The following is a 21,694-nucleotide window of genomic DNA, read 5'->3' as shown; positions in this document are numbered from 1 at the left end:
CGTCATGACCCTCGTTCCCATCGAACTCCCGGTGAAGGTAGCAAATGCGTTGAAGTATTCGCTGCTGCTGGCTCATTTGCGGGCAATACAGCTGAAGCTCCCGTCTTTCCCGCTGTTGCTGCCTGGGAAAAACACTTTGCCAACGCCGCTGACATCACGGCCAAGGCTGCGCGGCGTGGCCTGGACAGGCAACCTGCTCGTATTGATATTCGTTGCAGGCTTCGGAATATGGGCAGTTTTCGCACCGCTTAAAAGTGCGGCGGTCGCTGTGGGTATTGTCGAAGCGGAATCCAGCCGCAAGACCATTCAGCATCTGGAAGGCGGTATTGTTCAGCAGATCTATGTCCACAATGGAGATTTGGTTTCCAACGGTCAGATTCTGATCAAGCTGGACGATACAAAACCCAGGACGGAGCTCGTTGGCATTCAGGGACAGCTGTGGGACGCACAGGCGAGCCGGGCTCGGCTGGTCGCTGAACAGGCGAACGAGATGCAACTTTTGTTTCCACCGGAGCTGGAACAACTCGCGCCGCATAACCCGGCCGTCAACGCCATTGTCGTCGGACAACGAAGAATATTTGAAGCCCGTCGCGACGTCTATCGATCTGAAATTGCCATAACGCACGAGAAAATGGGGCAGGTGAAGGAAGAGATAACCGGATTGGCGGCGCAAAAAATGGCCTTGTCGTCCCGCATCGAGATCACGCGCCAGCAACTGGACATGATAAATCCGCTTGTGAAAAAGGGGCTCGAGCGCAAAACGAGCGTATTGAATCTCGCACGCGAGAAAGCTGATCTGGATGGACAGCTGGGAGAGACCATAGCTCAGATGTCCCGCGCTTATCAGGTGATCAATGAAGCGCAGGCCAATCTCGTCAAGCTGGAGAGTGATCGCCAGAACGAGATCGCAAAAGATCTGCGCGAGACCGAAAACCAGCTTTTCCTGTTAAGCGAACGATATCGCGCAATCAATGATCAACTGATCCGGACAGATATCAAGGCGCCCGAGAACGGGATTGTCATGGATTTGCGCATTCACACGACGGGCGGTGTTATCGGGGCAGGCGAGCCGTTGCTGGATCTGGTGCCGCAGGATGGCAACATGATCGTATCAGCGCATGTTCGGCCCGAGGATATCAACCTTGTGCGTCCCGGCTTGAACGCTCAGGTGCATCTTTTGCCCTATGATCAACGACGCGTGCCTCTTCTGGAAGGACAAGTGACATATGTTTCGGCCGACCGGCTTATCGATAAACAGACCGGGCAGCCCTATTATGCCGCGACGATCCGCGTGACCGACGATGAACTGATGCAGGCCGGAGACGTGGAAATGATCCCCGGAATGCCTGTGCAGGCCCTGATAGAAACCGGGGAAAGCAGTGTCGCACTTTATGCTGTCAGGCCATTGCTGGACAGTTTTCACCGGGCTTTCCGCGAAAACTGAATTATCTGCGCCTATTGAATGGCGCTCCCATTGGCAGTCGCTTTGGCACCAAGCAACAGAACGACTTCTGTTCTGTTCTGAACATGTAGTTTACGCATAATATGCTGCAAGTGCATCTTCACGGTATTGCCGGAAAGATTGAGCTTCTCAGCAATGACCTTGTTTGAATGACCGCGCTGCAACTCAGTCAGAACATCGACTTCCCGTGGTGTGAAACCGGTAATGGCTGGCTGGCACCAGCTGTAGTTCACACTATCGGTTCCATCGTCGGCCGGTTCAGTCGCTGATCTGTCCTTGAGGGAGATCGTAGTTTGAATCGTACTCTGAGCGCCCTGCGGATGCGGACAGAATATGCCTCCCGCGAGCACCAGCCGAATGCCAGCCAGAGCGATCTCTACCGGAAGGGATGACGTAAAGAACCCTCGCACGCCCATTTTAATTGCTTGTGACTCCAGCAGAACATCGTCCTTGTCAGAGAAAAGGGCAATCGACGCCGCTTGAAAGTGGCTCTCAACGACGAGGAGCTCTTCCCGCAGTGCGGAGCTATCCATCGCCCTGCCTCCCAGATCCAACGCAATGAGAGCTATGTCACGTCTACTGGCTTTGACCAGTTCTGTCAAAGAGGCCATGCCAACAACATTACAATCGGCAAGTTCGTATTCCAGGAATTTCACGATGGATGTCCGCACGAGCGTATGTTTGGCCACGATGATCATGGTTCGACGTCTGCGCACTGTGCGCCGTATCTTTTCAAACCCGGTTGACACTGCAGGCTCCGTTTCTTCAATCGCCGGAGGTCTTCTCGACAGTTCCGAATGTCCATCGAACCTAGCATTCGATGGAGTAAAGGGATGCTCGCACTGTGTGTGAAGATTGGATACTATCCATACATCCTATCACAGATGATGGTGGGATTACCAAATAATCTTTGGTTTATATTCCGGTGCCGTTATTTAATAGAGATTATTCCAGGTTAACATATGTTAATACAAGAAAAGATGAAAATGGCAATCAAGAGTATATTTAAACTTACTTTGAAATACTCCAGCGCGGGAGCGCAGAAGTGAATAGGTGACCGGGAGTGCCACCATGGCTCCTCAACAGGATTGATTCAGCATAGGAAGCGTGGTTGCTCATCATCCCAGGCATATTGGGGTCGAGTGACAGATAGCAGCTGGGCGGCGGAGGTTATTGAAACCGCGCAGAGCCCGCAGATCAGGCGCTATCAGCAAGAACTTGTTCAGCGCATGGGTATGTGACCCAGGGCAACGTCGGTCATCCAATGAAAAAAGCCCCGGAAAACCGGGGCTGTTTCGCTTCTTGTCTTGACGCTTAGACCAGTTCGCCAGCCAGCGCCTTTTTGATCAGCGCGCGGGTTTCGTCGATGCCGTAAAGCGCGACGAAGGAGCCGAAACGCGGTCCGCGTTCCTGACCGATCAGCACTTCATAGAGCATCTGGAAGAAGGAAACCGAAACGCCGGGACCGCCTTCCGGGCTTTTCTTGGTGTGGTCCTGATAACGCTCAATGGCACGGGCGACGTCAAGAATGGCGTTCTGGATGTCGTTGCCATCAGTGCCGGCAGGCAGCGTTGCGAGCTTCGCATCGAGCGCTTCGAGCGCTGCGCGTTCCACATCGTCCGGCGCGCGGAACTGCTTGGTCGGCTTCACGAAATCGTTGAAGTAACGGATCGCATAGCCGACGAGCGCGTCGAGTTCCGGATTGTTTTCCGGCGTAACGCCCGGCACGTGGCGCGAGATGAACCCCCACAGTACAGCTGGATTTTCGGCATTCGATGCGCTGACCAGATTGAGCATCAGCGCGAAAGTGACTGGCAGGTTCACCTTCGGCGGGTTGCCGTAATGAATGTGCCAGACCGGATTGTTCAGCCGGTCCTTCCATTCCTGACGCTCATAGGCCGAGAGATAGGTGAAATATTCGTCCACCGCCTTCGGGATGACATCGAAGTAAAGCCGCTTGGCGGTCTTCGGCTTCTGAAAATTGTAAAGCGCAAGGCTTTCAGTCGGCGCATAAGCCAGCCATTCATCGATGGAAATGCCGTTGCCCTTGGACTTGGAAATCTTCTGGCCTAGCTCGTCAAGGAACAGTTCGTAGACGAAATGTTCCGGCGCGCGTCCACCGAGAATTTCGCAGATGCGGTCATAAACGCCCGCATTGGTCTGGTGGTCCTTGCCGAACATCTCGAAATCGACGCCGAGCGCTGCCCAGCGCATGCCGAAATCCGGCTTCCATTGCAGCTTCACCTTGCCGCCTGTGACGGATAACGTGGTTTCAACGCCGTCCTCATCGTCGAACGTGATGGTGCCAGCCTTGGCATCCACGCTCTTCATCGGCACATAAAGCACGCGACCGGACTTCGGCGAGATCGGCAGGAATGGGCTATAGGTCGCCTGACGCTCTTCGCCGAGCGTCGGCAGCATCACCTTCATGATGTCGTCATAGCGCTCGACGGCCTTGAGAAGCACGGCGTCGAACTTGCCGGACTGGTAATATTCCGTCGCGCTGGCGAATTCATAATCGAAGCCGAAAGTGTCGAGGAAGCGGCACAGCATGGCGTTGTTATGGTCCGCAAAGCTCTTGTATTCGCCACCGAACGGGTTCGGAACGGCGGAAAGCGGCATCTGCAGATAGGGTTCAAGGGCTGCCTTGTCCGGCACGTTGTCCGGGATCTTGCGCATGCCGTCGAGATCGTCCGAGAAGCAGATCAGGCGTGTCTTGACCTTGTCTTCGGTCAGGATGCGAAAGGCGTGGCGCACCATAGAGGTACGCGCCACTTCGCCGAACGTGCCGATATGCGGCAGGCCGGAAGGGCCATAACCGGTCTCGAAAATCACCGTTTCCGGCAGGCTGGTCTTTGCATAGCGCTTGAGGATTTTCTTCGCTTCTTCAAAAGGCCATGCTTTCGCTTCCGCAGCCGCCGCGGTCAGTTCCGGGGTCAGCGTGATTTCGGGAAGGCGGTGCGAGGTCATGGTTTAATCCTGTGAAGAAAGTTTATTCATTGAAAACTTGCGCGCAGCGGAGGCGCATACTGCTCTATGGCGCGGCAACCACTGTCCGTCAACGGTTGCGACCGAATTTCCTTGCGCAACGGGATGCGGCTTCCTAACTTTCAAAACAATTTGGGCCGTTGAAGTTGATTCCGGCTATTGTTGTGCAGGAGTACCCGATGAAAAAGATCACCCAGCAGGATGCACTCGTCTATATTATGATTACGACGTCTGCCGCCGACACCACCATGACCGATGCCGAGCTGGAATCCATCGGCAATGTGGTGACGCGCCTGCCGGTTTTCCGCGGTTTCGATACCGGGCGCCTGCCGCAGATTGCCAATGATTGCTATGCGCTTCTTGCCGATGAAGACGGCCTGGAAAAAATTCTCGACCTTGCCCATGAAGCACTGCCGGAACGTCTCTACGATACGGCCTATGCGCTGGCTGTCGAAGTCGCTGCTGCCGATCTGCATGTGGAGCAGGAAGAACTGGAATTTCTCCAGATGCTGCGTGACCGCTGGACACTGGATGAACTGACCGTTGCCGCTATCGAACGCAGCGCCCGCGTGCGCTTCCGCAAACTTGATCCTGTTGTTTAGAGCCTGTTCCAAAAGCCATCCTGTGTGGCTGCAAATGGCAATTTGTCTGCGTTCCGGCGCTCATGTAGCTTTCTCTGGTGCATAGTCTTATCCGAAAAGTCTGCAACTTTTGGGGGCCATGCTCAAAAGTACACTGCGCTCCGGTACTCGAAAATCACCATTTTCGCACACACATGCAGCTTTTTGATTCAGGCTCTTAAGCGCTGGTGGCTGCATAGGCTCGGCTTCCTTCATCCAGAACTGTCGAACCTCATCCTGAGCTTGTCGAAGGATCAGCAGTTGAATGCAAAACGGGCGGAAAATCCGCCCGTTTCCTTTATGGGTTTCAGGAAATCAGCACACGACCGGGAGCCGTCGTGCCTTGCGCCCTTCCAGAGCGGCACGCATGATGCGGGCAGCTTCTGCAAATGTGGGCGTTTCCTTCCAATGTTCAGCATGGATGATGCCGGTCGGAACGATATCCCTCAGCGCTTCCAGCGTGTGGCGCGGCACCATGTCGGTGCAGTTCCACAGGCGGCGGAAGATGACACTGATCCGTGTGACCTTGCCGTTGACCTGAACGGACGGTTCGGTCGTTTCCAGAGCCCAATCTTCATAAGCATCGACCGCATCCTGGAATGCATGATGCAGATAGATCGGTGCGTGACCGTCATGAAGCGGGGGCAGCAAACTAGACATTTCTGTTTCCTCTCTTCCAATGGGTTCAGCTTTCAGGGGCATTTGCCGCCAGATGAATGAAATGGGGCGCACAAATGCATTCAAATAAGAGCCATGAATTGCTCTTCAGTGGTCTATGCGTGCCGTGTCGAAATGAAGCTCACGAAATACGACAACACATAATTAACCATGATCTACGGAAGAAGGCCTGTTTGGCAAGAGGCGATTTTCTTTAAATTGGGTTTAATCGAAAAAATAATTCAAACGCATAGGTTGAAATACTTCAATAATAAGCTAGCAAATAATTGAAATATTATTTTTACTTGACGGTTAAAGATGCCGGAAAGCGAAGTGTCTTTCGATATTTATTGTTCCGGTAACAGGTTTTGATCCTGTCATTTACGGGTGACTGGTATAAAAAGTCGTCAAATGAAAATGTGATTGCGGGGCAATGGATATGGCTCAACTGGTTCTGTCACGTAGGGCTTTTCTGGCGGGATCGACCGCTTTGGCCGCTGTCGCCGTCTGGCCGCAACGGTCGAATGCGGCTGGTGAAGCGCAGAAAGGCGGGCGGCTGGTCGTGGCCGCAGATTCAGAGCCACGTAATCTGAACCCGGCCATCGTGGCCTCCAATGGCGTTTTCTTCGTCGCAAGCAAGGTGATCGAACCTCTGGCGGAAGCGTCCTTCGAGGGCGAAAATGGTCTCGCGCCACGGCTTGCGACAGGCTGGGAAGGCTCCGCCGACGGGCTGACGGTGAGGTTCCGTCTGCGCGAAGGCGTTAAATGGCATGACGGCAAGCCGTTCACATCGGCGGATGTTGCGTTCTCGGCCATGGAAATCTGGAAACCGCTGCAAAACTTGGGCCGTGTTGTGTTCAAGGCGCTGGAGAAGGTCGAAACGCCGGATGACCTCACTGCCGTTTTCCATTTCTCCGAGCCGACGCCCTTCCAGCTTATCCGCAATGCCCTGCCGGCGCTGACGGCAGTGCTGCCGAAGCATGTCTTTGCGGGCAGTGACGTCATGGCTAATCCAGCCAATGAAAAGCTCGTAGGCACCGGCCCGTTCAAATATGCCGAACATAAGACCGGCGAATATTACCGGCTGACACGTAACGACGCTTATTGGGGCGAGGGTGAGCCTTATCTGGACGAGATTGTCTATCGCGTGTTGCCGGACCGTGCCGCAGCGGCAGGCGCGCTGGAGGCCGAAGAAATCGACCTCGCCGCCTTTTCCGCCGTGCCGCTCGCCGATCTGGACCGCATTTCGAAGGTTCCGGGCCTCACGGTCATCTCCAAGGGCTATGAGGCGCTGACCTACCAGCTCGTGGTGGAAATCAACCACCGCCGCAAGGAACTGGCGAACCTGAAGGTTCGGCAGGCAATCGCCCATGCCATCGATCGCGATTTCGTGGTGAAGACAATTTTCCTCGGTTACGCCAAGACCTCGACCGGTCCTGTGCCGCGTTATGACAGCCAGTTCTATACCGATGACGTGCCGCCCTATCCGTTCGACGTCGCGAAAGCGAATGCGCTTCTGGACGAGGCTGGTTACGAGCGGGGCAAGGACGGAACGCGCTTCACGCTCAAGCTTCTCCCAGCGCCCTATTTCAACGAAACGAAGCAGTTCGGCGATTATCTGCGTCAGGCGCTCGCTGCAGTCGGCATCGATGCGCGCATCGTCAACAACGATTCCGCCGCGCACCAGAAGGCAGTTTACACTGACCACGATTTTGATCTGGCCATTGCGCCGACGGTTTATCGTGGTGATCCAGCCATATCCACGACAATTCTGGTTGAGGGCGGTATCCCGGTCGGCGTGCCGTTTTCCAATCAGGGCGGCTATGCCAATGCTGAACTGGACACGCTGATCGCCAAAGCCGCACGCGAGATCGATGAGAAAAAGCGCACGGCGCTCTATCATCAGTTCCAGCAGATGGTGGACGCAGATTTGCCGCTCATCAATGTTGCGGAATGGGGTTTCATCACCGTCGCGAGCGACCGCGTGAAGAATGTTTCCAGCAATCCGCGTTGGGCAGTTTCCAACTGGGCGGATACGTGGCTGGAACAGTGACGAACCTCGTGGATTGATTGTATCCTACCACCGTGAAACAGATTCTGGCCCTTTTCCGCAAACGATTGGTCGGCAGCATTATGGTGCTGCTGATTGTCATTATCGGTTGTTTTTTCCTGGCAGAAAGCGCACCGGGCGATGCCGTCGACGCCTATGCCGTGACATTTGGCGGCGATGCGGCAACGATTACCGAGATGCGAGCGCGATGGGGGCTGGATCAGTCGGTCTGGCATCGGCTCGGGGCCTATCTGGCAGCGCTTGCGCAGGGTAATCTCGGCTGGTCCGTCAGTTTCAACCGGCCTATTCTCGATGTTATTCTGGAGCGCCTGCCCAACACGCTTCTTTTGATGGGGGCGGCGACCGCCTTGTCTTTTGCCGTGGGGTCGCTCCTCGGCATTGTGGCTGGTGCCAGGCCCGGAAGCTTTCGCGACCGGTTTCTTTCAGTGGCATCGCTGGTTCTCTATGCGATCCCCGGTTTCTGGCTGGCGCTCGTGCTGGTCATCCTGTTTTCGATCAGGCTGCGCTGGTTGCCGTCGAGCGGCATCGAAACAATCGCTTCCGGCAAGCACGGGCTGGCGCGGACAGGCGATATTGCGGTCCATCTGGTGCTGCCGGTCGTCTCGCTGGCGGTAATCTATCTGGCGCTTTACCTTCGTGTCATGCGCTCTGCCATGGCTGAGGTTTGGCGCATGGATTTCGTGCGCGCCTTGCGGGCGAGGGGCATTTCGCATTCGCACATTGTCCTGCGTCACGTGACGCGGAATGCACTGCTGCCGCTCGTTACCGTGCTGGGCTTGCAGGCTGCATCCATGCTTGGCGGCAGCGTGGTGATCGAAAGCGTTTTCGCCGTGCCGGGGCTGGGACGGTTGGCGCAGGAGGCTGTCGCAAGTCGTGACACGCCGCTTCTGCTCGGCGTCATTCTGGTCAGCGCCGTCATGGTGATCGTGGTCAATTTCCTTATCGACATGATCTATCTCTGGCTCGACCCGCGTATCGCGGCTGGAGGCGGCAGAGCATGAGTGGAGCTAAACGTTATTTCAGAGCAGGTGAGGGTATAACAGGTATAATCCTGCTGGCGCTGCTTGTGCTGGCGGCACTTGTCGCACCTTTTATCTTTCCCGCTGATCCTTTAAGCATCGTCTCAACGCCATTGCTGCAGCCTTTTGATAATGCGGATTTTATTCTTGGAACTGACCGGCTTGGACGTGATGTTCTGGCTGGGCTTTTCTATGGTGCGCGCACATCGCTTGGCGTTGGGCTGGCCGCTGCCTTGGCCTCAATTATCCTCGGTAGTATTATCGGGACGCTGGCCGGCTTTGCGGGCGGTATCGTCGATGAAGTCCTGATGCGGATTACGGAAACCTTCCAGACCGTACCGGGCTTTCTGCTGGCGCTGGCGCTCGTCAGCATTGCCGGGCCGTCGCTGCCAGTGCTGATCGCTGCCATTGCGCTTTCTAGCTGGACGCAGGCTGCGCGCCTCACACGCGCACAGGTGCTCACAATCCGCGAAAGCGATTACGTGGCTTCCGCCCGCGTCATCGGCATGCATCCGATGGAAATCGCTTTCCGCCAGATACTGCCCAACGCTCTGCCGCCGGTTCTGGCGCTGGTGCCGGTGATTGTCGCTTCCGCCATATTGATTGAAGCGGCTCTGTCTTTTCTGGGCCTTGGCGATCCGAACCGCGTCACCTGGGGCGGTATGATTGCCGAGGGGCGCACGGTCCTGCGCTCTGCACCCTGGCTTTCGATCCTGCCGGGTCTGGCGCTAGCTTTGACTGTTGTTGGCGTCTATCTGGCGGGCGAGGGACTGACGAACGCCTTGTCCCGTCGCGAGGTGCAGTCATGACGGTGATCATCCGGCTGAAACAGCTTTCCGTGCGCTATGGCCGTGAAACGGCGCTGGAGAATATCGATCTCGATGTCCGGCGCGGTGAAACGCTGGCGATTATTGGTGAAAGCGGTTCGGGCAAAAGCACGCTGGCACTGGCGCTGGCCTCGCTCCTGCCAGCCAACGCACGCATTTCGGGCAATATGGAATGGTCGGAGGACAGGTTGAAGCCGGGACGCGACATTGGCTTTGTGTTTCAGGACCCGGCATCGAGCTTCGATCCGCTGATGACGGTTGGCGCGCAACTTGTCGAGACCATTCGCGCCCATGCGAAAATCGACAAAACAGCAGCGAAAGCCAAAGCAGTCAGCCTCTTACAGCGGGTTCACATTCCGCAACCTGAAGCAAGTTTTTCGCGCTATCCGCATCAGTTTTCTGGCGGTCAGAAACAGCGCATTGCGATTGCGCTCGCCATTGCCGCCGGTCCACGCTTGCTGATCGCGGATGAGCCGACAAGCGCGCTCGACACTATTGTGCAGAAGGAGATTGTCTCTCTCTTGCGCGAACTGGTGCATGCTGATGGAATGACGCTGATCTTCATCACCCATGACATTGCGCTGGCATCGGGATTGGCCGATCACATCGCGGTTTTCCGTCAGGGAGAGTTGATCGAACTCGGCCCCGCTCGAACGATCATTTCAGACCCACAAACAGATTATACGAAGGCGCTGATCGCTGCCGTGCCGGTGCTGGAAGCCGCTCATGGTTGATCCACTTCTGAAGGCCGACGATCTCATTTTACGCTACGGCGACGCCCTTGCGCTCGACGGTGTCAGCCTCACGATCCAGCCGGCCGAGACACTGGCGCTGGTTGGTCCGTCTGGCAGCGGCAAGTCCACGCTGGCGCGGGCACTACTGCGGCTTCACCCGCTTGCAAGTGGTACAATCCGATTTGAAGCCGAGGACTGGCTGGCGCTCAAGGGGACCGGCCTCCGCAAGCAGCGCGCGCGCATGCAGATGGTGTTTCAGGACCCCCTCTCGGCCTTCAATCCACGTGCGAGCGTCTATGATCTTCTGCGCGAACCGCTGCGCATTCATGGGCTGAAGCGCGATATTGCCAGCCTTCTGCAAACGGTCGGGCTTGATCCGGCGCTGGCACGGCGCGGCGTCCATGAGATTTCCGGTGGGCAGCGCCAGCGCGTCGCGATTGCGCGGGCGCTTGCGACTACTCCGTCGCTGATCGTGCTGGACGAGGCGGTTTCGGCGCTCGATGTCACCTTGCGCGGCGCCATTCTCAACCTGCTGCGGGGTATACAGAAAACCGAACAGACGGCCTATCTTTTCATCACGCATGATCTGGCGGTCGCGGCACAGATGGCGGACCGTATTGCGGTGATGGAGCGCGGGCAGATTGTTGAATGCCGCCCGACGCGGGAGTTGATAACGGCACCGCAAGCGCCTGTCACCAAAGCGCTCATCGAGGCGGTGCCGCGACTATTCGTTTAAACCTTGCCCAGTTCCACCGAACGCTTGCGGGCGGCTTCCACGGCTTCGGCCACCAGCGTCTTGAGGCGGTCGCCGCTCATCAGAACTTCGAGCGCGGCAGCGGTGGTGCCGTTCGGGCTGGTCACCTGTTCGCGCAGCTTTGACGGCGTGTCCGTGCTGGCAACGGCCAGAGCGCCTGCACCCATTACGGTGTGCATGGCTAGAAGTGCGGCCGTTTCATGCGGCAGACCGGCGGTCATACCGGCGTCGGTCAGCGCTTCGATGAAGTGGAACACATAGGCGGGCCCGGAACCCGAAACGGCGGTTACGACGTCCATCAGCGCTTCATCATCCACACTTGCGACCTTGCCGGATGTCTCAAGCAGGCGCGCGACGAAGGCTTCGTTCTCGTCGGTTACATTGGCGTTCTTGTAGGTGACGAGCATCCCCTTGCCTATGGCGGCAGGCGTGTTCGGCATGCAGCGTAGCACACCTGCATCGTGACCAAGCTTGCTTTCAAAAAGAGCGACCGGAATACCGGCTGCAACGCTGACGAAAGTGGCAGCCGGCGTGAAGCGCTTATAGGCTGGCAGAACCTGTGCCATGACCTGCGGCTTGACCGCGACGAGAACCATGCGGGGCTTCAGATCGCCGGGGAGGGCTTCAGCGTCGGCAAAGGCATGGACGCCAGCACCGGCGGCGCGATCACGAAGCGCTTCGGTAGGCTCCACGACATACACGTCTTTCGCCTTGAGGATACCGCTATCGAGCCAGCCTTTCAGCATGGCGAAGCCCATATTGCCGCAACCGACCAGAATTACCGTGTCATACATAGTGATTGTTCCACCTTTGGATTTCATTGGGACATGGTCCGCGATGGTATAGCCCTGCCTTATTACGCTGCGCAAGTATATGCGGCGTATCCACGAATTTCTGAGGTTAAATCATTGATTGCCCGAACTATCTCGACCAATATGAACGAAAATTGAGTGAAGTTTCGGAGGGGAAGAATGGATCCGGCTTTGACAACGGGTGTGCCGCCAGCCGAAGCTTTCGGCCACGTCCGCATCATCATAGGCATGATCTTGGGCCTGTGCGTTTCCAGACTTCTCAGCGGGCTAGCGCGCTTTATCCAGCATCCGGGCAAGCAGAAAATCTATCCGGTTCATCTGGCATGGGTGGGTTTCATTCTGCTTTCGGTCATTCATTTCTGGTGGTTCGAGTTCAGCTTGCGAACCATTCCGCTTTGGACCTTCGAGAAATATCTGTTCGTTATTTTCTACGCCGGTCTCTATTTCCTGCTCTGCACGCTGCTCTTCCCCGACAGTATGGAAGAATATACAGGCTATCGTGACTATTTCATTTCTCGGCGCAAATGGTTCTTCGGCATTCTGGCATTGGTCTATGTGGCTGATTTCATCGATACGCTGCTGAAAGGAGCAGACCACTACCGGGTCTATGGAATCGAATATCCGATTCAGGTCGCTTGCTTCATCCTGTTCAGTCTGATCGCGGTGTTCTGGGATAACCGGCGTTATCATGCGGTTTTTGCCGCCGTTGCGCTAGTTTACCAGATCACCTTCACACTGCGCCACTTCGCGACGTTGAGTTAGAGCGTGTCTCCCAGAAGTGAACCAGTTTTGAGATAAAGACATGCGTATAAACAAAGAGATAGAGTGTTTCCGATGATTCAATCAAAACAGGAAATGCTCTAACGCTTTTCTGCATTACGCCGGGTTTCCGCATCCACGATTTCGCGGAACTGGCGCAGCAGCGGGTGGCGTGCCGTCTGCTTGACGCCGTAATCGAGATTGAACGCATAATCGAAATCCGGCGGATTGAGCCCGATATTGTGCTGCATCATGGTTTCGAGCTTGTCGAAGCCCTTGGCAAAAATAGCTTCCGTCGATTTGCCTTCGCTGTAATCTGCCCACAGCTCCATGATTTCTGCGCTGAGATCATCCGGCAGCGGTGCGCACAGCGTTATGAGGTCGGCTTTTTCGCGCTTGGCTCGTCCATCATCGGCGGATTGATGGATAGCGGGCACATCACCGGAAATCGCCTCGCCCAGATCGTGGACGATGCACATCTTGATGAGTTTCAGCCGGTCGCAATCACCCAGCTCCCGGTCAAACAGCGTCACCAGCAGGCATAGCCGCCAGCTGTGTTCGGCTGTGCTTTCCGGTCGGCCCTGAGAGGTATGGCCGGAACGCAAAGTGCTTTTCAGTCGTTCAGCGTGTTGGATAAACTGGATTATGCCGCCAAGCCGGACAGGATCGATCGGGTATTCCGTTTCGGCGCTCATGGCGGTCTCCTGATTTATCTGTATGAATCAATACATATAATTGCAATTTTAACGGTTTATTTGCCATGATGTATATTAATCTGGATCAATAATCACGGGTGAAAAGCGGGACGGAGCGATGGTGGAACGGGACGGAGAGAGGAGACGTGCGACTGTGCGCCCACTTCTGGCCTATGCGCCGGAATTCCTTGAGCCTGTGCCATTTGCACGCGAGACCGCAGACAGCGACGAAGACCGAGAACATCAAAGACGTCGGGAGGAATTGCTTCGCCGCAAACAGGATCTGATAGACGCCGAAGAGAGCGAAAGGATCGATCCGAAGGCGGATATGCAGGGCCGGATGAATGCCGTGCGGGAGGCACTGCAAGCCAATCTCGACGGTGCATCGATTAAGACCGAGCCAACGCCGGAAACGTCCTTACCCCCTGTCACGAAACCTGAAAGCCAGCCGGTGCAAGCGCCGCGCCGCAGGCGTCGCTTCGGGCTTCTGGCCGGTTTCACGCTGTTGGGCGGAATTATCGGAACCACATATGCTCTTCTGGAACCGCCCCAATATGGCGCGACGGCATCCTTGCAGGTTTTTCCGCCGGGGCGGCGCAGCGAAATTGCCTCGAATGTCGTTCTGGAGCGTGCTGCACAGATGGCGCGCATTGAACGTGCAGTTGATCTCGGCGCGCCTTCATTTCTGGAAGAATTGCGCTTTCGCTTGACCCGATTGCTGCCCGAAGACCAGCAATCTCCGGCCCTGGCTGGACACAAAAAAATGTCGGGTGCGCAATTGCTGCGCCAGCGCCTTGATTTCACACAGGCGCTTGACAGTGGCACGGTGAATGTCGAGGCCACGGCTGACAGGCCGGAAACGGCCGCACTTTTGGCCAATGCCGTTGCGCAGGCGTTTCGCGATCATCTGCAGGGTGGCGAAGAGTTAAACGGGTCTGCGGGTGATCTTCCAGCGCGTCTGCAAAGTCTGGAGGCGGATGCCGAAGCGGCGCAGCAGGCTGCAACTGCGTTTCGCGTCAGCCGGGATTTTGGCGATGACGACAACAAGGCCGCGCTTCAACGCGAGTTCGCCGACAGCAAGGCCGAGACAGCACGCATCGCAGCGGAGGCCAACAGCCTGAACGACGTGACTGCGGAGAGCCTCGCCGGTAAGGGCGTGCCCGAATCCATGCGTTCCGGAGCGTTGGGTGCTCTGGTGGAGCGTTATCGCGCTGCAGGGCAGGGGGCTGACGCGAACCAGATCGAAGCGGAAATCGACAAGGAGATTTCCAGCCAACGTAGTGTGTTACAGGCCGATCTTAAGAATGCAGTCGAACGCGAGCAAAAGGCAGCAGCTGCCATTGCCGGTTTCGGCTCGACGCCTGCCACGGACGAAGACAAAGCACACCTGCAGATGCTGGAACGCGATGTGGCGGCAAAGCAGGCGCTGTTTGAAGATTTGCAGATGCGTGCGGCACGGGGCGAACCTGCCTCGGCGGGGTCTGCTGCGACAGTGCGGATCGTTACGCCAGCGATGGCGGAACCGAGCCCGCGCACTCTCTCTCCACAAGGGTTTATCGCCCTTGGATTGCTGGGCGGGTTTTTGCTTGGCCTTCTTGCGATGATGCTGGCCGGTCGCAAGCCCCGATCGTCGGTCAGAAGCGAAGTCGAGCCGGACGAGGTTCTGGAACCCTATGGCGAAACCCGGCTTGCTGCCGTTATCCGCGAAGCCAATGCGCGCTGGGAAGCCGAGAATGAAGGCATCAACAGCACCACGGAAAATGCCGCCCTCGGTCGTGCCATCGATGATGTGCGCTCATCCCGTGTCGCAAAGTCCTGACCGGTTCTCGCAGGACTTTCCGTTCTGAAACTTCATAAAATCCTGCATTGTCGCGCATTCGCCAATTGTCATCGGGCATCATGACGCTTATGGGCATGTGTACGAAAAAGATGTCGTGTATCTCCCAGACACTTAAGCCCGATATCACAAAAGAACGGAGCGCTCGCTATGGCTCAATTGATTGATGGCAAAAAGCTCGCCGAGGATGTGGTTTCCACGGTGAAGACCGAAACCGAAAAGCTCGTGGCCGCAAACGGCATCGTGCCCGGCATTGCGGTGGTGATTGTCGGTGAAGACCCGGCAAGTCAGGTCTATGTCGCTTCCAAGAGCAAGAAGGCCAAGGAATGCGGTTTCCACTCGGTGCAGCACGATCTGCCGGAAACGGCGTCGGAGCAGGAGCTTCTCGACCTGATCGAGAGCTTGAACAACGATCCCGCCATTCACGGTATTCTGGTGCAGTTGCCGCTGCCGAAGCACATCGACTCGGGCCGGGTGATCCAGACCATTTCACCCGACAAGGATGTCGATGGCTTTCACTTTATCAATGTCGGCAAGCTTGGCACCGGCGAAGTTGAAACGGCTTTCGTTCCCTGCACGCCCGCGGGCGCGATGATCATGATTGAGCGCGTCCATGGTCGTGATCTTTCGGGTCTCAATGCCGTGGTAATCGGTCGCTCCAACATTGTTGGCAAGCCGATGTTCAATCTTCTGCTCGCTGCCAATGCAACCGTTACGGTTGCGCACAGCCGCACGAAAGACCTGCCCGCGATTGCCCGCACTGCGGATATTCTGGTGGCGGCGGTCGGACGCCCGCAGATGGTCAAGGGCGATTGGGTCAAGCCGGGCGCAACGGTGATCGACGTCGGTATCAATCGCATTCCGGCACCGGAACGGGGCGAAGGCAGGACACGACTGGTCGGCGATGTCGATTTCGCGGAAGCCGAAAAAGTTGCCGGAGCGATCACGCCAGTTCCAGGTGGCGTCGGTCCGATGACCATCGCCATGCTGATGGCCAACACGCTGACTGCGGCCTGCCGCACTGCTGGCGTGAAAAAGCCAGTTTTTTGACACAATTGAACCGCGCTTTTTGCGCAGTTTTATTCCGGTTTTGATGGTTTGAGAGGCAAAACAGCTGAAATCGCTGTTTTGCCTTAATTTCATTCGGACTGTTTTCAGAACACCGAAGCGCCTTCGTCGGCCCGTCCGGCGATTTGGCGGAAAGCGCGGAACAATTCGCGCCCCATGCCATGCTCGTTGCCTGAAAGATCGGGACGGTCTTCGCCACGATCATTCAGCATGGCCACATTGACCAGAGCTTCCAGAGTGCCGTTCACGGCATCCAGACGAATGACATCGCCGTCGCGGATTTTTCCGATGGCGCCGCCATCGAGAGCCTCCGGTGTGACGTGGATAGCGGAGGGCACCTTGCCTGATGCACCGGACAGGCGACCGTCGGTAACAAGGGCAACACGCTGGCCGCGATCCTGCAGAATGCCCAGAACCGTCATCAGCTTGTGCAGCTCGGGCATACCATTGGCTTTCGGCCCCTGATAGCGAACCACCGCGATGAAATCGCCGGTCAGCTCGCCAGCCTTGAACGCGGCCTGCATTTCTGCCTGATCGTTGAAGACCTTGGCGGGCGCTTCGAGGACCTGGCGCTCCGGCTTCACGGCGGAAACCTTGATGATCGCATTGCCGATATTGCCGGTCAGAACCTTGAGGCCGCCGGTCGGCTGGAATGGCGTATGGATCTTGGCCAGAACCTTGTCGTCGCCGCTTTTCTCCGGCGCCGGCTCACGCACGACTGTACCATCGGCGCCAAGCTTCGGTTCGATCGCGTAAGGACGCAAGCCGTCGCCGAACACGGTGCGCACATCCTCATGCAGGATGCCGCCATCGAGCAGTTCGCGGATCAGGAAGCCCATGCCGCCAGCGGCATGGAAATGGTTCACATCGGCAAGGCCATTCGGATAGACGCGTGCCAGAAGCGGAACCACATCCGAAATCTCGGAAATATCGTGCCATGTCAGCTTGATACCGGCCGCAGCTGCCATGGCGATCAGGTGGATGGTATGGTTGGTCGAGCCGCCGGTCGCATTCAGACCGATGACGCCATTGACGAAGGAACGCTCGTCCAGCATCTCGCCGACCGGCGTATATTCATTGCCGCAGGCAGTGATCGCCAGCGCGCGCTTGGCGGCCTCGCGGGTCAAGGCGTCGCGGAGCGGCGTGCCCGGATTGATGAAGGATGCGCCCGGCAGATGCAGGCCCATGATTTCCATCAGCATCTGGTTGGAATTGGCTGTGCCGTAGAAAGTGCAGGTGCCGGGACCGTGATAGGACTTCGATTCCGATTCCAGCAGCTCGGCACGCCCGACCTTGCCTTCAGCATAGAGCTGGCGGGTCTTGGCCTTTTCGTCGTTCGGCAGGCCGCTGGTCATCGGCCCGGCAGGCACGAACACGGCGGGCAGGTGGCCGAAGGTCAGCGCACCAATGATGAGACCGGGCACGATCTTGTCGCAGACACCGAGATAGACGGCCGCATCGAACATATCGTGCGACAGGCCGACGGCGGTTGCCATCGCAATCACTTCGCGGGAGAACAGCGACAGTTCCATGCCCGCAAAACCCTGCGTAACCCCATCGCACATGGCAGGCACGCCGCCAGCAACCTGCGCCACGCCACCCGCTTCACGTGCAGCCTGCTTGATAAGCTGCGGGAAGGTTTCGAATGGCTGATGCGCCGACAGCATGTCGTTATAGGCGGTGATGATGCCGAGGTTCGGAATCTCGTCGCCGATCAGCGCCGCCTTGTCGTGCGGGCCGCAGGCGGCGAAACCATGCGCGAGATTGGCACAGCCCAGCACGGCGCGCTTTGGCTTGTTGGATGAAGCCTCTCGCACACGGCCAAGGTAGGCTTCGCGTGTCGGCTTGGACCGTTCGCGAATGCGCGCGGTGATTTCCTGAATGCGTTTATGTGCCGTCTCGGTGGGCATGGGTATCACCTGTGCCAATCTGGCTTGAATCGAATTTAACTTGTCCAGTAGAGCTGGATCGGTGTGCGCGCATGATGGAAGACAGCCCGCACGGGCATTTCATTCTCGTCATCGCCGGAAAGCGCCTTTTCCAGCGTTGCCTGCTTGGCAGCGCCTTCGATATGCAGAACCAGCATGTCGGCTTCGGCAATGATGGGAAGGGTCAGGGTCAGACGTTTTTCGCCAGCACCTTCGGCATGGATCGGCAGCACAAGCGCCCTTGTTTCCGGGTTGATCGCCTGATCAAGCCGGTCGGCACCGGGAAAGAAGGAGGCGGTATGACCATCATTGCCCATGCCAAGCACCACCACGTCGAAAGGACGACGCAACGCATCGATGCGGCTGGCGGCAGCAAGCGCCGCCGTTTCGGCCGTCGCCGCCGGATTGTAAAGGCCGACGAATTTGGCCACGCCCGCATGATCGCGCAAAAAATGCTCGCGCACCAGCTTTTCGTTGGAACGGTCGCTATCGACGGGGACGAAACGCTCATCCACAAGGGTGATCGTGACGAGGTTCCAGTCGATCATCTTGCGGGAGAGCACTTCGAACAGCTTGAGCGGCGTGGTGCCGCCAGAGACGGCCAAGGTGGCCTGTCCCCGTTCAGCGATGGCGGCATTCAGCTTGTTCGCAATGGCTTCCGACAATGCCTGCGCCAGTTCCGTTCCGCTGGTAAAATCGTGCCGTTCAATGCTCATTCCATACCTTTCCAAAGCAGAAACCAGAGCGGTTTCAATCGGATAAAATCGTGAAGCCGCTCTATCTCTTTGTTTTTCGCATTATTCTACGCAAAACCGCTGCGTACTTTTGCTGGAAATGCTTTTAGAGGCTTTCGTGCCATGTGCGTCCGTCACGCTCAATGAGCGCGATGGACGATGACGGTCCCCAAGTTCCTGCTGTGTAGCCCTGCACAGGCTGGCTGTTCAATTCCCACCCCTGAAGGATCGGGTCGACCCAGCGCCATGCCGCCTCAACTTCGTCGCGCCGCATGAAGAGGGTCTGGTTGCCGCGAACGACATCCATGATGAGACGTTCATAGGCATCCGGATTGCGCTCGCTGAAAGATTCGGCAAAGCTCATATCCAGCGGCACGTGACGCAGGCGCATACCGCCCGGACCCGGATCCTTGATCATCATCCACTGCTTCACGCCTTCATCCGGTTGCAGGCGGATGACAAGCTGGTTGGCGATGACCTTGCCAGCACTTTCGCCGAAGATGGAGTGCGGGATCGGCTTGAACGTGACGACGATTTCCGAAACGCGCGTGGCAAGACGCTTGCCGGTGCGCAGATAGAACGGCACGCCAGCCCAGCGCCAGTTGGCGATTTCAGCTTTCAGCGCCACAAAGGTTTCGGTGTTGCTGGTGTTGTTTTCGAGGTCTTCCAGGTAGCCCTTGACCGGGCCGCCTGCGGATGCGCCCGCACGATATTGGCCGCGAACGGTCAAGTCTTCGACATTTGCATTGGTAATCGGCTGAAGGGACCGCAGAACCTTGACCTTTTCGTCATGGACGGCATCGGCCTCCAGCGAGGATGGCGGTTCCATGGCGACAAGGCAGAGCAGCTGAAGAATGTGGTTCTGCACCATGTCGCGCAGCGCGCCTGCCGTGTCGTAATAACCGGCGCGGCCCTCAAGGCCGACAGATTCGGCAACCGTGATCTGCACATGGTCGATATGGGCAGAGTTCCACAACGGCTCATAAAGCGCATTGGCAAAGCGCAGCGCCATCAGGTTCTGAACGGTTTCCTTGCCGAGATAGTGGTCAATGCGGAAAATCTGATCTTCGCGGAAAACGCTGCCCAGCGTATCATTGAGCGCCATGGCGGATTCGAGGTCGCGACCGATCGGCTTTTCCACGATGATGCGTGTATCGCGGGTAATCAGGCTATGCGCCTTGAGGCGCGTGGCGATATCACCGAAGAGCGTGGGGCTGACGGCGAGATAGAAAGCGCGAATCTTTTCCGGCTTCTTGCCGATCAGCGTCTTGAGCGCATCCCAGCCCTCTTCGGACTTGGCATCGACCGCCACATAGCTGAGACGGGCGAGAAACTTGTCGACTTCCTTCTCGTCGACTTCCGAAGCCTTCACATGCTCGTGGATGGCATCGCGTGCGAACTGCCGATATTCCTCATCGGTCATGGCACTGCGCGATGCGCCGATGATGCGCGTTGGGTCGGTGAGCTGGCCTGCACGCTGACGCTGATACAGTGCCGGAATGAGCTTGCGTTCGGCAAGATCGCCGGAACCGCCGAACACGATGCAATCGAAAGGCTCTACCGGAATTGTCTGGCTGGTCATCTATCGCTCTCTTCTCTTCTTGCGCAAATCAGTCTGCTTGTGGGCAGCATGCGATTTTCACGCTGCCCTTGTCTATTATCTAATCGATTTAAATTCAACAGCCGCAATGCCGCATTCTCGCGAAATTGAAGGCGCCCTGCCATAATTGACGGATTAATGGCTTGTGCACACATGACATGTTCATCTTAAGGCCATATTGGAACAAACAATCTCGATTCAAGTGATTTGGCCAAGTTGGAAGGTATCTTGGTTCTGCAAAAGGAGGTGGCATGAAAGAGGCCGCGCCCGTTGAGAGAACGGATCAGTGAGATGCAGGTAATGATCGAGGGACAGTCACACTTCCAGCCTTTCGGCTTATCCTGTTGGGGTTTCGCAGATCTCAACAAGGGAGTTGAAAGCATGACTGCCTCTTATGATTACCATATCGGCGTCGATTACCACAAATCCTACAGCCACCTGGTGGTCCAGGACAGTAGCGGCAAGACGCTGCGCTCCGGCCGGGTTAAGAACGATCGCCATTCGCTTGGCGGGTTCCTCGAACGCTACCGCGAGAACTCGCATGCGGTCATCGAGGCGACGCGCAACTGGATGGTGATGTATGATTGGCTCGACGACATTTGTGATGATGTCGTTCTCGCCCACCCGTTGAAGGTCAAGGCGATCGCCGACGCCAAGATCAAGACCGACAAGATCGATGCGACGGTACTGGCGCATCTGCTGCGGGCCGACCTGGTGCCGGAGGCTTGGGCACCCAGCGAAAAATCTCGGGAGCTTCGCGTCGCGCTGCGCGAACGGATGTTTTACGTAAGACTGCGCACGATGACCAAGAACCGGATCGTCACGGTGTTTGACCGGTATCCGGAGCAAACAGCCCAGCTGAAGAAACTCGGCGACCTGTTTGGCAAGGCCGACCGCATCCAGCTTGCCGAAGTGAACGTCTCGGACATTGACCGTGTCCAAATCGACCGCGGCCTCGCGTTCATCGGCGACATCAACGAGCGGATCAAGCAGTCGGAAACGACGATCCGGGTGATGACCAAGGCCAATGCCAATGTGAAGCTGTTGAAGACGATCCCCGGCATTGGCGAGTTCTTCGCCCGGCTGATCGATGCCGAGATCGACGACGTCAGCCGCTTCCGCAATGCCA

The 21,694-nt window shown here is 56.9% G+C and carries 19 protein-coding genes; 11 read left to right on the top strand and 8 right to left on the bottom strand.

Going from position 1 to position 21,694, the window contains the following annotated elements; translation table 11 throughout:
• The first annotated feature begins 4 nt into the window (after positions 1-4).
• Positions 5-1,444 (top strand): HlyD family type I secretion periplasmic adaptor subunit, encoded by a 1,440-nt coding sequence (locus AAE521_RS19695; protein WP_071631362.1) that lies wholly within the window; start codon positions 5-7, stop codon positions 1,442-1,444.
• An 11-nt stretch (positions 1,445-1,455) separates the two neighbouring features.
• Here AAE521_RS19695 and AAE521_RS19690 read toward each other — a convergent pair whose 3' ends face one another.
• Together AAE521_RS19690 and AAE521_RS19685 are read right to left on the bottom strand one after the other, a co-directional pair.
• On the bottom strand, positions 1,456-2,160 hold the full coding sequence (locus tag AAE521_RS19690; protein WP_342062201.1) for a LuxR C-terminal-related transcriptional regulator: 705 nt from the start codon (positions 2,158-2,160) through the stop codon (positions 1,456-1,458).
• Positions 2,161-2,776: 616 nt separating this feature from the next.
• On the bottom strand, positions 2,777-4,432 hold the full coding sequence (locus AAE521_RS19685) for a lysine--tRNA ligase (RefSeq protein ID WP_071631259.1): 1,656 nt from the start codon (positions 4,430-4,432) through the stop codon (positions 2,777-2,779).
• Between the two features lie 197 nt (positions 4,433-4,629).
• On the opposite strand from AAE521_RS19685, the gene AAE521_RS19680 reads away from it, so the two are divergent.
• Positions 4,630-5,052: a tellurite resistance TerB family protein gene (locus tag AAE521_RS19680; RefSeq protein WP_010659157.1), complete on the top strand. Its 423-nt coding sequence runs from the start codon at positions 4,630-4,632 to the stop codon at positions 5,050-5,052.
• Positions 5,053-5,385: 333 nt separating this feature from the next.
• Here the strand turns inward: AAE521_RS19680 and AAE521_RS19675 are convergent, their stop codons facing one another.
• Positions 5,386-5,730 (bottom strand): BRA0787 family protein, encoded by a 345-nt coding sequence (locus AAE521_RS19675; RefSeq protein ID WP_010659156.1) that lies wholly within the window; start codon positions 5,728-5,730, stop codon positions 5,386-5,388.
• A 436-nt stretch (positions 5,731-6,166) separates the two neighbouring features.
• Between AAE521_RS19675 and AAE521_RS19670 the strand changes: the two genes are divergently transcribed.
• Genes AAE521_RS19670 through AAE521_RS19650 form a run of 5 tightly spaced genes read left to right on the top strand, consistent with a single transcriptional unit; the run spans position 6,167 to position 11,114 of the window.
• On the top strand, positions 6,167-7,780 hold the full coding sequence (locus tag AAE521_RS19670) for an ABC transporter substrate-binding protein (protein ID WP_071631363.1): 1,614 nt from the start codon (positions 6,167-6,169) through the stop codon (positions 7,778-7,780).
• Between the two features lie 17 nt (positions 7,781-7,797).
• Positions 7,798-8,799 (top strand): ABC transporter permease, encoded by a 1,002-nt coding sequence (locus AAE521_RS19665; RefSeq protein ID WP_071631260.1) that lies wholly within the window; start codon positions 7,798-7,800, stop codon positions 8,797-8,799.
• Positions 8,796-9,626 (top strand): ABC transporter permease, encoded by an 831-nt coding sequence (locus AAE521_RS19660; RefSeq protein ID WP_071631261.1) that lies wholly within the window; start codon positions 8,796-8,798, stop codon positions 9,624-9,626. Before AAE521_RS19665 ends, AAE521_RS19660 begins: the two co-directional genes overlap by 4 nt.
• The gene (locus tag AAE521_RS19655) at positions 9,623-10,378 is read left to right on the top strand and encodes an ATP-binding cassette domain-containing protein (protein WP_342062200.1); all 756 of its coding nucleotides are present in this window, start codon (positions 9,623-9,625) and stop codon (positions 10,376-10,378) included. Before AAE521_RS19660 ends, AAE521_RS19655 begins: the two co-directional genes overlap by 4 nt.
• Positions 10,371-11,114 (top strand): ABC transporter ATP-binding protein, encoded by a 744-nt coding sequence (locus AAE521_RS19650; protein WP_071631263.1) that lies wholly within the window; start codon positions 10,371-10,373, stop codon positions 11,112-11,114. Before AAE521_RS19655 ends, AAE521_RS19650 begins: the two co-directional genes overlap by 8 nt.
• On the opposite strand, the gene proC is transcribed toward AAE521_RS19650, so the two are convergent.
• Positions 11,111-11,926: a pyrroline-5-carboxylate reductase gene (proC, locus tag AAE521_RS19645; protein WP_071631264.1), complete on the bottom strand. Its 816-nt coding sequence runs from the start codon at positions 11,924-11,926 to the stop codon at positions 11,111-11,113. The two genes, AAE521_RS19650 and proC, sit on opposite strands and share 4 nt — an antisense overlap.
• A gap of 177 nt (positions 11,927-12,103) precedes the next feature.
• Here proC and AAE521_RS19640 point away from each other — a divergent pair, with 177 nt between their 5' ends.
• A complete protein-coding gene (locus AAE521_RS19640; protein ID WP_071631265.1) occupies positions 12,104-12,706 on the top strand; it encodes a hypothetical protein in 603 nt (200 codons plus the stop codon).
• A gap of 98 nt (positions 12,707-12,804) precedes the next feature.
• Here the strand turns inward: AAE521_RS19640 and AAE521_RS19635 are convergent, their stop codons facing one another.
• Positions 12,805-13,398, bottom strand: coding sequence for an HD domain-containing protein (locus AAE521_RS19635; RefSeq protein ID WP_071631266.1), 594 nt, complete (start codon positions 13,396-13,398; stop codon positions 12,805-12,807).
• A gap of 118 nt (positions 13,399-13,516) precedes the next feature.
• On the opposite strand from AAE521_RS19635, the gene AAE521_RS19630 reads away from it, so the two are divergent.
• The gene (locus AAE521_RS19630) at positions 13,517-15,217 is read left to right on the top strand and encodes a GumC domain-containing protein (protein WP_071631267.1); all 1,701 of its coding nucleotides are present in this window, start codon (positions 13,517-13,519) and stop codon (positions 15,215-15,217) included.
• 168 nt (positions 15,218-15,385) lie between these two features.
• On the top strand, positions 15,386-16,285 hold the full coding sequence (folD, locus tag AAE521_RS19625; RefSeq protein WP_071631268.1) for a bifunctional methylenetetrahydrofolate dehydrogenase/methenyltetrahydrofolate cyclohydrolase FolD: 900 nt from the start codon (positions 15,386-15,388) through the stop codon (positions 16,283-16,285).
• A gap of 104 nt (positions 16,286-16,389) precedes the next feature.
• Here folD and edd read toward each other — a convergent pair whose 3' ends face one another.
• From edd to zwf, 3 genes are all read right to left on the bottom strand, one after another.
• Positions 16,390-18,213: a phosphogluconate dehydratase gene (gene edd, locus AAE521_RS19620; RefSeq protein WP_071631269.1), complete on the bottom strand. Its 1,824-nt coding sequence runs from the start codon at positions 18,211-18,213 to the stop codon at positions 16,390-16,392.
• A 35-nt stretch (positions 18,214-18,248) separates the two neighbouring features.
• Positions 18,249-18,947 carry a 6-phosphogluconolactonase gene (gene pgl, locus AAE521_RS19615; RefSeq protein WP_342062199.1) on the bottom strand — a complete coding sequence of 233 codons (699 nt, stop codon included), beginning with the start codon at positions 18,945-18,947 and terminating at the stop codon, positions 18,249-18,251.
• 124 nt (positions 18,948-19,071) lie between these two features.
• Positions 19,072-20,547, bottom strand: coding sequence for a glucose-6-phosphate dehydrogenase (gene zwf / locus AAE521_RS19610; protein ID WP_071631271.1), 1,476 nt, complete (start codon positions 20,545-20,547; stop codon positions 19,072-19,074).
• 399 nt (positions 20,548-20,946) lie between these two features.
• Here zwf and AAE521_RS19605 point away from each other — a divergent pair.
• Positions 20,947-21,694 (top strand): IS110 family transposase (locus AAE521_RS19605; protein ID WP_342062198.1); only part of this gene is annotated, 748 nt, incomplete at its 3' end.

Origin of the sequence: Brucella cytisi, assembly GCF_038433355.1 — a bacterium.
In the GTDB taxonomy this organism is placed as follows: domain Bacteria; phylum Pseudomonadota; class Alphaproteobacteria; order Rhizobiales; family Rhizobiaceae; genus Brucella; species Brucella cytisi.
This window is presented reverse-complemented; position numbering and strand designations above follow the sequence as displayed.

Excerpts from the sequence above, each read along its gene's own strand:
- folD (WP_071631268.1), top strand. The coding sequence starts at position 15,386 with ATGGCTCAATTGATTGATGGCAAAAAGCTCGCCGAGGATGTGGTTTCC.
- proC (WP_071631264.1), bottom strand. The coding sequence starts at position 11,926 with ATGTATGACACGGTAATTCTGGTCGGTTGCGGCAATATGGGCTTCGCC.
- AAE521_RS19680 (WP_010659157.1), top strand. The coding sequence starts at position 4,630 with ATGAAAAAGATCACCCAGCAGGATGCACTCGTCTATATTATGATTACG.
- AAE521_RS19675 (WP_010659156.1), bottom strand. The coding sequence starts at position 5,730 with ATGTCTAGTTTGCTGCCCCCGCTTCATGACGGTCACGCACCGATCTAT.
- AAE521_RS19635 (WP_071631266.1), bottom strand. The coding sequence starts at position 13,398 with ATGAGCGCCGAAACGGAATACCCGATCGATCCTGTCCGGCTTGGCGGC.
- AAE521_RS19640 (WP_071631265.1), top strand. The coding sequence starts at position 12,104 with ATGGATCCGGCTTTGACAACGGGTGTGCCGCCAGCCGAAGCTTTCGGC.
- AAE521_RS19660 (WP_071631261.1), top strand. The coding sequence starts at position 8,796 with ATGAGTGGAGCTAAACGTTATTTCAGAGCAGGTGAGGGTATAACAGGT.
- AAE521_RS19685 (WP_071631259.1), bottom strand. The coding sequence starts at position 4,432 with ATGACCTCGCACCGCCTTCCCGAAATCACGCTGACCCCGGAACTGACC.
- AAE521_RS19670 (WP_071631363.1), top strand. The coding sequence starts at position 6,167 with ATGGCTCAACTGGTTCTGTCACGTAGGGCTTTTCTGGCGGGATCGACC.
- AAE521_RS19695 (WP_071631362.1), top strand. The coding sequence starts at position 5 with ATGACCCTCGTTCCCATCGAACTCCCGGTGAAGGTAGCAAATGCGTTG.
- edd (WP_071631269.1), bottom strand. The coding sequence starts at position 18,213 with ATGCCCACCGAGACGGCACATAAACGCATTCAGGAAATCACCGCGCGC.
- AAE521_RS19630 (WP_071631267.1), top strand. The coding sequence starts at position 13,517 with ATGGTGGAACGGGACGGAGAGAGGAGACGTGCGACTGTGCGCCCACTT.
- AAE521_RS19655 (WP_342062200.1), top strand. The coding sequence starts at position 9,623 with ATGACGGTGATCATCCGGCTGAAACAGCTTTCCGTGCGCTATGGCCGT.
- AAE521_RS19690 (WP_342062201.1), bottom strand. The coding sequence starts at position 2,160 with ATGATCATCGTGGCCAAACATACGCTCGTGCGGACATCCATCGTGAAA.
- AAE521_RS19650 (WP_071631263.1), top strand. The coding sequence starts at position 10,371 with ATGGTTGATCCACTTCTGAAGGCCGACGATCTCATTTTACGCTACGGC.
- zwf (WP_071631271.1), bottom strand. The coding sequence starts at position 20,547 with ATGACCAGCCAGACAATTCCGGTAGAGCCTTTCGATTGCATCGTGTTC.
- pgl (WP_342062199.1), bottom strand. The coding sequence starts at position 18,947 with ATGAGCATTGAACGGCACGATTTTACCAGCGGAACGGAACTGGCGCAG.